We start from the raw sequence: 14,325 nt of genomic DNA, 5'->3' as shown, positions 1-14,325 counted from the left end.
AGATAAAATGTGTATTCTAATTTTGAAAATCTGAGTGAAGAAAAAAAGAAGACCATTTTGGATGCCTGTATCCATGAGTTTGCCGAAAAGGGATATGAGAAGGCCTCAACGAACACGATTGTAAAGGAGGCGGGTATTTCCAAGGGAATCCTGTTTCATTATTTTCAGAACAAGCGAGGGTTATTTCTTTATGTTGTGGATTATTGCATCCTAACTATCGTGGAAGAGTATAATAAATACCCTTTGACAGGAACCGGGGATATCTTTCAGAGGTTGAGCGAACTGAGTGTTATCAAGCTTAAATTGACTCATGCTAACCCAGAAATTAGCAAGATAATGATGGAAGCTCTGGGAAATACTCCTGCAGACATACGATCTGAAATTGAGAGGAGATACAGCCAGCTTTCAAGTGAGTACATGCCTGCGTTCTTTGAGGAGATTGATTATTCCAAGTTTCGAAGCGGAGTTAACCCTTCTAAGGCGATTGAAATCTTGATGCTCTTTCTTGAGGCTCTAGGAGATAAATACATGAAGAACTATCTGGGAAAGGAGCAAGAGTTGTTACAGAACTACAATAAGTTGATGGAAGAGTATAACGAGTATATGGAGATCCTAAAGTATGGAATGTATTCATAGGAGGGGTATGGGATGGACATTCTGATGGAAGGGAAAGGTCTCCACAAGGTTTATCGAACGGGCGAAGTGGAAGTTGAAGTTCTAAAGGGAATTGACTTTCAGATATTCCAAGGAGATTTTATTGTAGTTTTGGGTCAAAGTGGTTCGGGCAAGACGACGTTTCTAAATATTATTGGAGGAATGACAAAGGCTTCAGCAGGTGAGCTTTATTACAAGGGCCAACCTCTGCATGAGAGTGACGAGCATCTTCTCACCCTATATCGTCGGAATGAGGTTGGATTTGTCTTTCAAAACTATAATTTAATGCCGAATCTTACGACCTATGAAAATGTTAAGTTGGCCGTGGAAATCGCCCAAAATCCGCTCTCAGTCACGGACATCTTACGTGAAGTGGGACTTGAATCTTGGTCGGATCATTTTCCTTCCCAACTCTCAGGTGGACAACAACAGCGGGTTGCTATTGCTCGAGCGATTGTTAAAAACCCTGAGCTTCTGCTCTGTGATGAGCCGACTGGGGCCTTAGATATTCAAACAGGAATACAGGTTCTTAAGGCCCTACAGAAGTTAAACTGTGTATACCATAAGACGGTCATGATTATCACTCATAATGTTGAAATTGCGAAAATGGCGGATCGGGTTTTTTATTTAAAAGACGGTTTATTAGATGATGTCAAAGTCAATGAACACCCACTTTCTCCGGAGGAAATATCATGGTAATGCTCAGAAAAAAAGCATGGAGAGATATTATAGAGAATAAAGGGGTATATCTTGCTTGTATCGTGGTGATTGCCATTGGTTTGCTGATTTACACCACGATGTCGATGGTGTTCGAAAACATGAATAAGGCCCAACAAGCTTTTTATAGTGAAACACATTTTGCCGACGGATTCATCAAGGTCACGGGGTATCCAGAAAACAAAGTAAACTCGCTCACATCTCTGCCTGGAGTGGATCAAGCAGAAGGGCGAATTGTTAAAGACGTGCGCCTTATTGATCAGCAGAAAGACTCCAATCGCTATTTGAGAATGGTTTCCATGAATATGACTAATCCTTCAAAAATGAATCAACTTCGTCTCATAACTGGGCATTTGCCTGAAAATAACCAATCCGAAATCCTGGTGGATCCCCAGTTTCTGGCGGCGAATCATTTGTCTTTAGGGGATGCTCTCAAAGTCGTTATTGAAGGGCAACAAGCCACCTTCTATATTACAGGAACCGCTCAAAGTCCAGAATTTGTTTATATCATGAGGAATTCTCAAGACCTTTACCCATCCCCTACCGATTTTGGGATTGCCTATGTTCCTTTGAGTTCCCTTAAAGTTTTAGTGAAGGAAAAGGGACAGTTCAATGATCTTGTGTTTACCCTTAAGAAGGGTGCTGGTTTTGATGCGGTGAAAGACAGTCTCCAAGCCGAGTTAAAACCTTATGGGGTGCAAAGTATTATCCCTCGTAAGGACCAAACCAGCCATGCTATTTTGACCAGTAAAATAGAAGGTATGAAAACGATGGCCACAACCCTGCCGGTGGTATTTTTGGGAGTTGCCTCCTTTATCTTGTACACCATGTTACGGCGACTGATCGAACAGCAACGGGTGGCCATAGGGACACTGAAGGCGTTTGGCTTCACGGATCGAGAGATTGTCTGGCACTATCTCACGTATCCCTTAGTCATAGGAACGGCGGGAGGATTACTAGGGAGTTTATCCGGAATCGCCCTTTCCTTTCCTCTCACCACCTTATACAAACAATTCTTCGCTCTGCCTGGGCTTAAAAGCACATTTTCCGTTAAATACATTTTCATAAGCCTTGCACTGGCTCTTTTCTTTAGCGTTCTAAGCGGTCTCCGAGGAAGTCTGGATATTTTGCGTTTGGAACCCGCTCAAGCCATGAGGCCCCCAGCGCCAATGACTGCGCGCAAGACTCGAATTGAGAGAATCACTTGGCTTTGGAGATCTCTTTCTTCACAAGCCCAAATGGGGATTCGGGATGTGTTTCGCACTCCTATGAGAAGCCTATTTAACGTCCTAGGAATTGCAGTGGTTTTTAGTTTGATGACCGTCTCTTGGTCCCTGCAGAACATGATTAACTTGCTGACCGTGGTTCAGTTGGAACAGGTCCAGACTTATGACGTAAAACTACAATTAGCCCAACCTTCCTCGACAAGTGACGTTGAGTTAGCCCTAGCTCATGAGGCCGGAGTTAGCAAAGTGGAGCCCGTTTTAGAAGTGCCTGGCACCTTGAAAAATAGTGGGTTATCTAAAGAAGTTGCCCTTATGGGCCTTGAAAAGGGGGCCATTCTCTATAACATTCTGGATAAAAGCGGTAGACGTGTCGAGATTCCTGATCACGGGATTTTGCTTTCCGAACGTTTAGGCATGGCCTTAAATGTCAAGGCAGGAGATGAGATCTATGTCGAAAGTCCCTTGCGGAGGGAACCCGTGGGTGAGAAAGGGGAACGCTTGGTGGTCAAAGGGGTGGTTCCTCAATATGTTGGTCTCAATGCCTTTATGGAGGAAAAAGAACTCCAGCGTTATCTCCGGCAGGGAGATATTAGTACCTCGATGCTGGTTAAAATGAATCCATCCGAGGTTGGGCTGATTAAAAGTAAGTATCTCAATGCAAGTAATGTTGCTTCGATCACTTCCTTAAAAGATGAGGGCGACAAAATTCGTAAAATGATGGATTCGTATGGTTTCACAACTTGGCTTTTGGCCATTCTAGGTGGAATAACGGGATTTGCCCTGATCTATAATTCCAGTATTATTTCCTTGTCTGAGCGGAAACGAGAGTTGGCTTCTCTCCGTGTTTTAGGAATGACGCCGAGAGAAGTATTGCGGGTCATCACCTCCGAGCAATGGACTTTGTTTGCTTTCGGCATCCTTCTAGGCATACCGTTGGCATATGGGTTGGGGATTAGCATGGCCCAGGCCATGAGCACTGATCTGTTCTCTCTTCCTGCAGTTCTTCCGCCTGTAGCGTTACTGGGTGCGGCGGCTGGGACAGCGTTTTCTGTTTTGGTTGCTCAAAGTAGGGCTTATTACAAGATAAAGTCACTTCCATATGTTGAGATTCTGGCGACGAGAGACTAAGAGCTGAAAGTTTTAAGAGTTAGAGAGTGGTAACTTGTATAGTTAAAGTTGAGATTTAGATGTTGAGAATTAAGAACTAAGAGTAAGGGGGGCTAAAAATGGCTATTGAAAAGACGATGCTTAATTCAACGCCAAAAACATTTAAACTTCGTAACCTTAAATTGCCGAATCGCAAACAGCGCAAGTTCTTAATTGCGGGAGGGCTTGTCGTCCTAGTTTTAATTGCTGTTGCAGTATCGAATGCCACGCCTCTTTCCGCTAAAGTGTTAACGCTTCATCCTCAGGACTTTACTAAAGGTTTCACAGAGCAAGGGCAAATTATACCCTCCGAGGAATGGCCCATTTTCAACCAAGTCGATGGGAAACTTCAGTCGCTTAAGGTTAAGGATGGAGATTCTGTCAAAAAGGGACAAGTGCTTTTTGAAATGAGTACGAGTGATCTAAACTATCAGTTGGAAGGTCTGAAAGCACAAATCCAAAGCTTGGAAGGGCAACGCTTGCAGAATTACAAAACCCCTAATTCTGCTCAGATTGCGCAACAAAAGCTGATGATAGAACAGGCAGAAAAGGATGCTCAGACTGCGGAACTTAACCTGACTAGGATGAAGGCCTTGGTTGATGTTGGTTCCATATCTAAGCTTCAATTGGAAGAGGCTCAGGCTTCCTTGGACAAAGCTACCAATTACTTGGCACAGCAAAAAGAAGGATTAAACCTGATTTATGAACAAAATCAGGTTTCACCAGGGACGGAGCAGTATTATGACAATCAGGAAAAGGTCGTTCAAGCGCAGATCAGTCAGTTAGAAGATAAGAAGAGCAAAGCCGCTGGGGTTGCCCCCCAAGACGGCATTGTCAAAGATCTTACTCTTAAAGAAGGAAATGTTATCCCGATAGGTCAGCAAGTGATGACCGTCTATGGCAATAAGGGCTACAAATTAGAGAGTTTTGTCCTCGCGAGTGATGCCTTGGACATCAAAATGGGAAGTCCGGTTCAAATTGTTCAGGCGACCAGCGCAGGAAACAAACAATTTTCCGGGAAGGTTGAAGCGGTTGATTCTTCAGCGGTTGAGAGAGTGTCTTCTCTTGGTCTTAAGGAAAACCGTGTGAAAGTCACGATTGTTTTCGTCGGAAATTCATCCTCTCCTGCCGTGATTCTTGGCAGCAACGTAGACGTTAAATTTACCACGCTGGAGGTTCCGAGTAAGCTTCTGATCCCAAAAACAGCTCTTTTTCCCTATCAACAAGGAGAGGCTGTCTGGCTAGTTCAGCAAGGTATCGCTAAAATTAAGCCTGTGAAAAAAGGTTTGGAAAATGACAGTGACGTGATCATTGAGCAAGGCTTGTCAGAGGGAGATGTTATTCTTCTGGACACTAATTTAACAAACCTTAAGGAAGGTAAACGAGTTAAAGCGTCGCTTTAACTCGTTTACCTTCCTTTTGAAGTCCCCTAAATTTGAAAAAAATCTGTGCCTACCACATTAAATCTAGGTCTATTTGCTTTCCAGGGATGTCTTAACCGAGTCGAAATCATAGCCTGGAGAGACGTTTGATATTTCTTTCATCTTTGTTGTAGCAGGAACGTTTTCAGGGATCTTGAATTTTTCGTAAAACACCTTAAGTTCTGTCTTGGTTGATTCTGCTGCTTCTTTGATACTCATATACCCTTTGACTTCCTGATAGGTTATGGATTCCCCTGCTTTTAGTGGGTTAGGTGTTAAGTTATAGACTCCTGCCGCCTGAGCAGCAAATATTGAGCCAAAGAAGACTGCCATGACTAGGACAAGCACGGTAAGGGGTTTAATCATTTTATGGCCTTCCTTATTTTCAAGAGCACCTTCTTTAGGGCACTTTAAGACACAAATTTGACAATTAAGACACTCTGCAGAAGTAACCTTAAAACTGTGTTGAACATCAATAGTCACAGGACAGCTTTTACTGCATATTCCGCAATCAATACACGCATTTTCGTTTCTAACCACTTTAAAGGGACTTAGTTTACCTATGATTCCATAAAGTGCCCCCATAGGACAAAGATACTTGCAAAAAAATCGATCATAGACCAGCGAACCAAGAACAGTAATCACCAGAATTATTAAACCGATGGCCGATTCCGCCCACACATTCGCCAATCCTTCTGGAAGATGTGCATATGCTGACCATGGATCGTAGGGAGCCATCCATAGTCCCGCAGTTTTCCAAGCATAAGCTATAGTAATGACCAACACTACGTATTTTAAATATCGTAAAGGCTTATCAAGCTTAACCGGCATAACACTCTTCCGCTTGAAAAGCTTATGACCAAGTTTTCCAAAGAATCCTTGGATGGCTCCAAAGGGGCAAATTAAACCGCAAAATGAACGTCTGAAGAGAAGAGCAAGGACTATAGTGATTGCAAACAGAATCATGGTTCCTAAAAATATTTTGCTGATATAGCTTCCTGTGGTGAATAGCTGGTAAAGACTCTCAAGTCCACCGAAGGGACACAGTGCGTGGATGGAAGGAGACTGCCCTCCACCGAATACTTGATGGAGATAGGCTGCAATGCTCACTAGGACAAAGAATAATGCCAAGAGCCCCCAGCGTAAATACAGTAGCATCGTTTTCTTCTTCATTGAACCTCACTCCTCTTTAATAACTCTTTCAAGAGTAAAACACAATTTGCGAATGAAAATAGGATTTTCTTTAAGTAATAGAAGTTCTTTTGCCCTTGTTAAATTCAACGGATTTTGTAGGACAAGCATTAATACAACTTCCACAGGAAAAACAGTCTGGAGTAACGCTGTTACGCTTCAATATTGCTTCCATAGCCATTGAAGGGCAAGCTTTAGAACATTCTCCGCAGTCTGTGCACGTGTCATAGTTAACCTTAATCTTATAAAGGCTAAATTTCTCAACTACCCATCCAACGAGCCCGAAAGGACAGAAGAAATGGCACCAAGGTCTATATATGATCAGGCTGGCTACTAGAATGAATAAAATGAACAGGATTCCGACTCCGGTTAGTACGGCAGGATTATAGATAGTAAACGGATTAATTATCTCAATGATATCCGTAGACCATAGGAACGCTATTGAGACAAATAGTAAGAAAAATAGAATTCGTATGGTATTTGATATTGAGAAAGGAACTTTATATTGTTCAAAGATCCCTTTCTTATTATTGGAATTGCGATTGATAAGAAAAATGAAATCCTGCAATGACCCAAATTGACAGGCCCAGCCACACGTGAATTTATTTGCCACAAAAACCACAAGGAGTAAGACAAAAAGGGCAACTAGTCTAGGTGGAAATATAATTCCTTTAATAGCATAAGCTGAAACGATATCCTTTACTGTTGACATGGCATTAGGTTCAGATCCTAAAATGACCCCAGTCAGAATAAACGATGTGAGAAGCATGTACTTCCTGAACGTAGGGGTAACTTTTCTGCGCCTTAATGATAGTCATATCTAAGCCCACCGAAACAGACTTTGGAACTGACGCTTTTTCAGAATGTCCTCCAAAAATTTGTGTAACAAAAAGCGATAATACAATAACTAGGGTAATCGTTCCAAGAAACGACAAAATTACGCCTGATTTTGAATTTATCAAAACCTTTTCCACTCCATACTAATTTTATTTATGCTTAAGATGTATATTAGATGATATTGTCACGCATTTTTAAATACTCATTCGTACTTAAGTTCCCACTGGCATATCTCTCCTTGAGAGCGGTTCTTTTTCCCATATCTCATACCAACTCACTCCTTAATTAAGTTTGTTTTAGTTTACGGCTTCATTATGTCGAAAAAGTATGGCAAAAGTATGACATAAGTTTGAACCAACAATGTCATTTGGAAAGTTAGCCATAAGTATAGATTGCCCTTCAAGGCGGGATATTAAAAAATAGCCTACGCTGAAAGGGGGCGCTTTGATGCAGGGTACCATCTGGTCGTTATTACCTTTTCTTGTTGTAATTCCACTTGCCTTACTTACTAGGCAGGTACTACCGGGTTTAGTTGTGGGTTTGTTGGTTGGTGCGTATATGCTCAATCCTACGCCATTTGGCGGCGTGGATACTGCCTTACAATATATCTTGAAAGAACTGGCAGTTCCCGATAACCTGCGGCTCATAGTGTTTATGTACGGTTTTGGCGCCTTTGTTGGATTGGTGCGCATCACAGGGGGAGTCAGCGGCTTTGCCCATCTTATGGAAGAGAGAATCCATTCCGGGCGGGGCGCTTTTATTGTAACTTGGCTGTCTGCTTTGCTCACCTTTATGGCACCTGACTTTCGGATAATTACGGTGGGTCCGGTGATGAAACAGGTATTTTCCAGGCTTGAAGTGCCAGTCAATAAAGTTGCTTTTGTTATCGATGCAACCGCGACGCCCCTGTGCGCGATTATGCCCCTTGGAACAGTGTTTATTGGCTATACCATTAGCCTATTGGGCACGGTGAGTCGGCATCAAGGGATTATCACGCCTCCCTATAACTTGTTCTTGCTTAGCATTCCCTTTAACTTTTTCTCCTTAGCCATGCTGGCTTTTGCCTTGTTCTATTCTTTCCGTAAGACCGATAAAGATCAAGTAAAAGAGCCAACTTCTCAACCCATCGAATCGACCGCTAAAATAAGGGCCTTGTGCGCGGCCAAATTGGCTTATGTGGAAACATCCATGGAGCTGGCAATACATCTGCCATTGAACAAACGGCAACGGAACATTAAGGGTGAGTCTGACGACTATCCAGACCCCGTGGAACTGGTCGCCCAGAAGGTTGAGCCTAACTCGCTCAACCTCATCGTTCCGCTGACGCTTTTGTTGAGTTTTACTTTGTTTTATACGTGGTGGGACGGGCACTTTCATTCTACTAATTTTTTAGGGGCTTTAATTCAGGCTAATGCTGCAAAAGCGATGTTGGAAGCTTTGCTATCCACTTTAATGATCTCCTTTATCTGGTATGCTTTTCAAAAGCAACCAATCCAGCGAACCCTTTTTGGCTTCCTGCAAGGGGGCAATGAGATGATGGCGGTTAACGTTCTCTTGGTGTTTGTCTGGGCGGTTTCCGCCATTTCCACGGATCTAGGTTTTGTAAGCTATACAGAACAGACCGTGGGACGGTTGGTACCGGCGGCATTTATTGCACCCGCTTTTTTTGTCTTTGGTTGTCTGCTTTCTTATGTCATCGGATCAACGTTTGGAACTTGGGGTATCTTATTGCCCTTAGGATTTTCTCTGGCGACCACTGAGCATGCTGCCTTGCCCTTAATCGCAGGGGCAGTATTTGCCAGTGGCACTTTTGGTGGATTTGTTTCCCCTCTAAGCGATAATACCGTGGCCATGGCCACCGTGATGAAAATTCCGGTGATGGACTATGCTAAGCTGAAGTTGCGCTATGGGCTTCTGGTTGCTGCCGTCTGCACGGTTTTATATGGTATCGTCGGCTGGTTTTACCGGTGATGAGAGGTTGCCGAGGGGGTAGACCTCACGGCTTGAACGCATTGGCTCCTTTGAAGTGATTTCACTTTTAACTGAACGATAACTCAAGGTATTGTAACAATCTTTGATAGCTGGGCCTACAAAATTCTAGGCATACAGTTTAACTGCCCCTTTGCTCGTGGTATAATATGGATACGAAAGAAGTCCGCTAGTTATAAACAGTGATCGGGAGTTATTATTATCAATTCAAAGATATCCACTTCAATGAGTAATAGGACGGAGAGTGAGATGTGAAGGAGCTAATCAATCTTAAGGTCGATTACGCATTCAAGCTTATATTCGCTAAGGAAGGAAATGAAGCGATACTTATAGCATTTCTTAATGCGGCATTGAGCTTACCGCAGGAAAGCAAGATCGAAAACATTACGATCTTGAACTCGGAGTTAAACAAGGAATATAAAGAGGATAAGAAGTCCATTCTAGATGTTCGTGCTGAAACAAGTAAAGGAATGCAGATCAACATTGAGATACAATTGAACAATCAATACGACATGGAGAAACGCTCATTGTATTATTGGGCACAAATGTACACTCGGCAGATGCGGGAAGGGATGGCTTACAAGGAGCTTGCGAAAGCGGTTACGATTAACATCCTAGACTTTGACTACTTGAAGCAGACGCAGAATTATCATAACGTATTCCATCTTTACGAAGATGAAGAGAAATTTCAACTCACAGATGCCATAGAGATGCACTTCATGGAGTTGCCGAAATTGATTTCGAAGTACCTAAGAAGGGAAGTCAGTCCCTGGGAGAATAGTTTAGTGAGATGGTTGTTACTCCTAGAAGGTTCGGAAAATCAAGAAATATTACAAATACTGGAGGAGATTGCTGTGCAGGATCAAGTGTTGCACGAGGCCATTGTAGCTTGGGAGAAATCGAGTGATGATCCTAGAGTTAGAGAAGAGTATTTTGCGCGGCGCAAAGCATTACTAGATGAGAAGGCCGCAGTCAGGGAAGCGGAACTCCGGTTAAAGGAAGGGATCGAGAAGGGGATAGCCGAAGGAAAAGCTGAAGGAAAAGCTGAAGGAAAAGCTGAAGTTGCGAGGAATCTCCTGGACATGGGAATTGAGATTCCCAAAGTGGCGAAAGCAACAGGTTTGTCCGAAGAAGAAGTTAAGATGTTGAAAGATTAAGTGTACAATTACTAAGAACCCCGGATGCCTGAGATATAAGGCATTGTAGGGGTTCTTTTGTTATCCTTTACGTTATCCCTACGTTTTCCTGTGGAACAACGTACCTGTCCCCCTGTTTTCCAGAGGAAGAATTTTCCGACAATTTTGCTTGTAAAAAAACTAAAGATAGATTATAATGAGCACAAACGATGACGAATGAGCATAAACAAATATCTGAATGAGCATAAACGAATCTTAAAGAGTGAATAATGTAATGAGAAACATTATGAGTAGAAGGTGATGACTATGTTTGCTGAAGAACGCAAAGCAGAGATTTTGCAACTGATGGAATCTGGACAACCTGTCAAAGTGGGAGATTTAAGCCAAAGGTTTGACGTTTCTGAATCAACGATACGTCGTGATTTGCAGGAACTGGAGAATGTCGGGCTGATCCAAAGGACGCATGGAGGGGCTATATCTGTCCAGTCAAGTTTTGAGTTGAGTTATCAGGAAAAAGAAATCCGCTTTTATGACGAGAAACAAAAGATTGCCAAAGCAGCGGTTGACCTGGTGAAGGATGGAGAAACGGTTTTTTTGGATACTGGAACCACCACGCTCCAAATAGCTTTCGCCCTGCGGGGAAAAACTATTACGGTTGCTACTAATAGTATGGATATCGCTCAAGTGTTTGCAGAGGATCCCCAAGTTGAGGTGATTGTCTTAGGAGGGAGTTTAAGGAAAAATATTCGTTCCTTGGTCGGCTTCTTGACGAATGAAATGTTGGCTAAGCTTCATTTTGACAAAGTATTTCTGGCAGCCAATGCTGTTGACCTCGAACTCGGGGTGACAACCCCCAATCTTATGGAAGCGGAAACCAAACGACACATGGTGAAGGCGGGCAAAGAAGTCATTTTAGTGGTGGATCACTCGAAACTATGGGAAAAAGCGATGTGTAAAATTTGTAGTCTGAGTGAGATCAATTTACTCCTGAGCGATGATGGGGTCGATGAAGCGGATATAAAAAGGTTAAGTGAGTATGTTCAAGTGCAAATTGCAGATAATATATAAGCGATAAGTGTGTTAAAGAATTTAGAAGAATTTTATTTTCGGGCTGAAGGGATGTACTCATGAACAAGCAAAAACGGGCGAGGATTGTCACTATAACTCTCAATCCTGCTGTTGATCAAACCCTGTATTTCACCCAATTCCATGTCGGGCAGGTTAATAGGGTAGGCAGAGAACGCATAGATCCTGCGGGCAAGGGAATTAATGTTGCTAAGGTTATTAATAGTTTAGGCCAGGATGTGGCGGTGAGCGGTTTCTTAGGTCGGGAAAATGCTAATATTTTTGAACAGTTTTTTCAAGCTCAAGCCATTGCTAATCATTTTATTAAAGTCAATGGCGCTACTAGGGTGAACACTAAAATCGTCGATGAGGCTAGTGGACAGGTCAGTGAGATTAATTTTCCGGGTATTCACTATGGTCCTTCAGATTTACAAGAACTTAAAAACATCATTAAGCAGTTAGCTGAAGAATCGAAGCTTTTTGTTCTCTCGGGGAGCTTGCCAGGAGGAGCACCGCTAGATATCTTCCGGGAGTTTACGGAAATCCTAAAGAGTTATGACTGCAAGGTCTTTCTAGATACCAGTGGAGGCGCTCTGACCGAGGGCATCAAAGCGAAACCCTATGCCATCAAACCCAATCTGGATGAATTGAAGCAGTTAGTGGGACATTCCCTAGACCAGGAGATCGATGTGTTGAACGCGGTTGAGACGTTAATTTCCGGAGGGATTACTAAGGTTGTGATTTCCCTAGGTGAAAAAGGGGCGTTGGTCGCTGACGGAACCCAACGTTTGTTAGTTCGTCCACCCAACGTCAAGGTCAGTAGTACGGTAGGGGCCGGGGATGCTCTGGTAGCAGGGTTAGTCTATGGAGAAGCTCAAGGAATGTCACTGACCGAACAGGCCCGGTGGGCCACAGCCGTTGCAGCTGCTTCGGTTGCTCAACAAGGAACCCAAGCTGGCAAACTGAACGATGTGGAACAACTTTTGCCCAACGTAATAATTGAAGAAATGAGGGTGTAACGGATGAAAATTACAGAACTATTGGCGGATGACTCTATTTTATTAGGGCTTAAGGCGGAGACTAAGGAAGAAGTTTGGGGAACTCTGGCTCACACCTTTCAGGAAATCGGCGCAGTTCATAATGTAGAGCTGTATTTGGAAGACGTGGCCATAAGGGAAACAAAGGGAACGACCGGAGTCGGGTTTGGCGTAGCTATTCCTCATGCGAAATCGGAAGGGGTCACAAGGCCCGCCTTGGCCATGGCTCGTCTGGAAAAGGGAATCGATGTTCAGTCTCTGGATGGTTCTCGAGCGGATCTCTTCTTCCTCATTGCGGCCCCCATCCAAGGAGAGGACATTCATCTGCGTGCTCTGTCGAAATTGGCCCGGTTGCTCATCCATGGTTCATTTCTAGAGTCGCTTAGAAGCGCTAAAACCCCAGAGGAAGTCAAGAGGGCGATTGAAGCACACGAGAGTTAGATTTTAAAAATGACGGATTTCATTGACATTCTGAAGTTAAGATTTAAAAGTTAAGATTTAAAAAGAGGAGAGGGAATTGGTATGAAATTTGTAGCTATCACATCTTGCCCTACAGGTATCGCACATACCTATATGGCCGCTGAGGCCCTTCAAGTGGCTGCTAAGGAAATGGGCCATGAGATAAAAGTCGAGACCCAAGGGTCCGTCGGTGCTGAAAACGTGCTTACTCAAGACGATTTAGCACAAGCGAAGGCAGTCATTATTGCTGCAGACACGTCAATTGACAAGAGCAGGTTTGCTGGGATGGCGATGATTGAAGTTTCAACCAAGGATGCGATCAAAGACGCTAAAGGTTTGCTCACTAGGGCTGCTAATGCTCAAGCAAGTTCCATTAGTCCGTCGAATGAAGTGTCTCAGGTTAAACCCCAAGGGAAGGAGTCCAAAACAGGGGTTTATAAACATCTGATGACAGGCGTGTCCTTTATGATACCTTTCGTGGTGGCAGGGGGCCTGCTAATAGCTTTAGGGTTTGCTATTGGTGGTATTTATGTATTTAAAGTACCAGGAAGCTTGGGAGAAACGTTATTCTCTGCTGGTAAAGCCGCCTTTGCGTTGATGATCCCAATATTAGGTGCCTATATTTCATTTTCGATTGCAGACAGGCCCGGTATTGTACCTGGTATGATTGGCGGATATATTGCAGCGAATAATGGATCAGGATTTTTAGGCGCTATGGTTGCCGGTTTTGCGGCTGGTTATATCGTTTTAGGAATTAAAAAGTACGTCAAGCTGCCCAAATCCTTGCAAGGGTTAATGCCAGTCCTCATTATCCCAGTGCTTTCAACGGCCATCATGGGACTGCTGATGGTTTATGTGATTGGTAAACCTATGACATTATTTAACACGACCTTAGCAGCCTGGTTAACGTCTTTAAGCGGTACAAACGCTGCTTTGCTGGGAATTATTTTGGGTGCTATGATGGCCTTTGATATGGGTGGTCCGGTCAATAAAGCCGCTTACACGTTCGGTGCCGCCACAGTAGCTAGTGGTAAACCATCCGCTATCATGGCTGCTGTTATGATAGCTGGAATGGTACCTCCTTTAGGTATAGCTCTTTCCACCGTCATTGCTAAAAAGAAATATACTCTAGAAGAGAGAGAAGCGGGCAAGGCTAACTGGGCACTGGGTTTATCCTTTATCACAGAAGGCGCAATCCCCTTTGCTGCGGCAGATCCCTTGAGAGTTATACCGTCCATCATGGTTGGTTCAGCACTAGCAGGGGGTATATCGATGGCCTTTGGGAGTACCATTATCGTTCCTCATGGTGGAATATGGGTCTTAGCAATTCCTCATGTCGTGATTAATTTGGTTCCCTATATTGTAGCTTTGGTAGCCGGAACCCTTGTCTCAGCTTTAATCCTTTCAGCCATTAAAAAGCCAGTCGAAAAATAGACATCTAATGGGG

12 protein-coding genes are annotated in these 14,325 nt (G+C 43.5%); 10 read left to right on the top strand and 2 right to left on the bottom strand.

Annotation, left to right across the window (positions count from 1 at the left end; genetic code table 11):
- Positions 1–57: 57 nt before the first annotated feature.
- The 4 genes from DSOL_RS16485 to DSOL_RS16470 all read left to right on the top strand — a co-directional run bounded on the left by DSOL_RS16485 (position 58) and on the right by DSOL_RS16470 (position 5,146).
- Positions 58–636 (top strand): TetR/AcrR family transcriptional regulator, encoded by a 579-nt coding sequence (locus tag DSOL_RS16485; RefSeq protein ID WP_235838857.1) that lies wholly within the window; start codon positions 58–60, stop codon positions 634–636.
- Positions 637–648: 12 nt separating this feature from the next.
- Positions 649–1,353: an ABC transporter ATP-binding protein gene (locus tag DSOL_RS16480; RefSeq protein ID WP_075365921.1), complete on the top strand. Its 705-nt coding sequence runs from the start codon at positions 649–651 to the stop codon at positions 1,351–1,353.
- Positions 1,347–3,725, top strand: a complete 2,379-nt coding sequence (locus DSOL_RS16475) for an ABC transporter permease (RefSeq protein ID WP_075365920.1) — start codon at positions 1,347–1,349, stop codon at positions 3,723–3,725. Before DSOL_RS16480 ends, DSOL_RS16475 begins: the two co-directional genes overlap by 7 nt.
- 98 nt (positions 3,726–3,823) lie before the next feature.
- A complete protein-coding gene (locus DSOL_RS16470; protein ID WP_075365919.1) occupies positions 3,824–5,146 on the top strand; it encodes an efflux RND transporter periplasmic adaptor subunit in 1,323 nt (440 codons plus the stop codon).
- Positions 5,147–5,215: 69 nt separating this feature from the next.
- Here DSOL_RS16470 and DSOL_RS16465 read toward each other — a convergent pair whose 3' ends face one another.
- Entirely contained in the window at positions 5,216–6,337 is a 1,122-nt protein-coding gene (locus tag DSOL_RS16465; RefSeq protein ID WP_075365918.1) for a 4Fe-4S binding protein, read from the bottom strand.
- A 70-nt stretch (positions 6,338–6,407) separates the two neighbouring features.
- A complete protein-coding gene (locus tag DSOL_RS16460; protein WP_075365917.1) occupies positions 6,408–7,124 on the bottom strand; it encodes a 4Fe-4S binding protein in 717 nt (238 codons plus the stop codon).
- Between the two features lie 515 nt (positions 7,125–7,639).
- Between DSOL_RS16460 and DSOL_RS16455 the strand changes: the two genes are divergently transcribed.
- The 6 genes from DSOL_RS16455 (at position 7,640) to DSOL_RS16435 (ending at position 14,312) form a co-directional block, all read left to right on the top strand.
- Positions 7,640–9,163 (top strand): Na+/H+ antiporter NhaC family protein, encoded by a 1,524-nt coding sequence (locus tag DSOL_RS16455; protein ID WP_075365916.1) that lies wholly within the window; start codon positions 7,640–7,642, stop codon positions 9,161–9,163.
- A gap of 269 nt (positions 9,164–9,432) precedes the next feature.
- Positions 9,433–10,338 carry an Rpn family recombination-promoting nuclease/putative transposase gene (locus tag DSOL_RS16450; RefSeq protein WP_075365915.1) on the top strand — a complete coding sequence of 302 codons (906 nt, stop codon included), beginning with the start codon at positions 9,433–9,435 and terminating at the stop codon, positions 10,336–10,338.
- A gap of 285 nt (positions 10,339–10,623) precedes the next feature.
- Complete coding sequence (locus tag DSOL_RS16445; RefSeq protein WP_075365914.1) at positions 10,624–11,385, top strand: DeoR/GlpR family DNA-binding transcription regulator; 762 nt, start codon at positions 10,624–10,626, stop codon at positions 11,383–11,385.
- A gap of 59 nt (positions 11,386–11,444) precedes the next feature.
- Positions 11,445–12,401, top strand: coding sequence for a 1-phosphofructokinase (gene pfkB / locus DSOL_RS16440; RefSeq protein ID WP_075365913.1), 957 nt, complete (start codon positions 11,445–11,447; stop codon positions 12,399–12,401).
- A 3-nt stretch (positions 12,402–12,404) separates the two neighbouring features.
- Positions 12,405–12,860, top strand: a complete 456-nt coding sequence (locus DSOL_RS28935; protein ID WP_235838856.1) for a PTS sugar transporter subunit IIA — start codon at positions 12,405–12,407, stop codon at positions 12,858–12,860.
- Positions 12,861–12,941: 81 nt separating this feature from the next.
- Complete coding sequence (locus DSOL_RS16435; protein ID WP_235838855.1) at positions 12,942–14,312, top strand: PTS fructose transporter subunit IIC; 1,371 nt, start codon at positions 12,942–12,944, stop codon at positions 14,310–14,312.
- The last annotated feature ends 13 nt before the right edge of the window (positions 14,313–14,325 follow it).

The organism is Desulfosporosinus metallidurans (assembly GCF_001936615.1).
Classification (GTDB): Bacteria; Bacillota; Desulfitobacteriia; order Desulfitobacteriales; family Desulfitobacteriaceae; genus Desulfosporosinus; species Desulfosporosinus metallidurans.
The sequence above is the reverse complement of the archived record's forward strand: the minus strand, read 5'-3'. Positions and strand labels throughout refer to the sequence as shown.

Coding starts and splice junctions, on each gene's coding strand:
- DSOL_RS16470 (WP_075365919.1), top strand. CDS start 3,824: ATGGCTATTGAAAAGACGATGCTTAATTCAACGCCAAAAACATTTAAA.
- DSOL_RS16480 (WP_075365921.1), top strand. CDS start 649: ATGGACATTCTGATGGAAGGGAAAGGTCTCCACAAGGTTTATCGAACG.
- DSOL_RS16435 (WP_235838855.1), top strand. CDS start 12,942: ATGAAATTTGTAGCTATCACATCTTGCCCTACAGGTATCGCACATACC.
- pfkB (WP_075365913.1), top strand. CDS start 11,445: ATGAACAAGCAAAAACGGGCGAGGATTGTCACTATAACTCTCAATCCT.
- DSOL_RS16475 (WP_075365920.1), top strand. CDS start 1,347: ATGGTAATGCTCAGAAAAAAAGCATGGAGAGATATTATAGAGAATAAA.
- DSOL_RS16465 (WP_075365918.1), bottom strand. CDS start 6,337: ATGAAGAAGAAAACGATGCTACTGTATTTACGCTGGGGGCTCTTGGCA.
- DSOL_RS16445 (WP_075365914.1), top strand. CDS start 10,624: ATGTTTGCTGAAGAACGCAAAGCAGAGATTTTGCAACTGATGGAATCT.
- DSOL_RS16460 (WP_075365917.1), bottom strand. CDS start 7,124: ATGCTTCTCACATCGTTTATTCTGACTGGGGTCATTTTAGGATCTGAA.
- DSOL_RS16455 (WP_075365916.1), top strand. CDS start 7,640: ATGCAGGGTACCATCTGGTCGTTATTACCTTTTCTTGTTGTAATTCCA.
- DSOL_RS28935 (WP_235838856.1), top strand. CDS start 12,405: ATGAAAATTACAGAACTATTGGCGGATGACTCTATTTTATTAGGGCTT.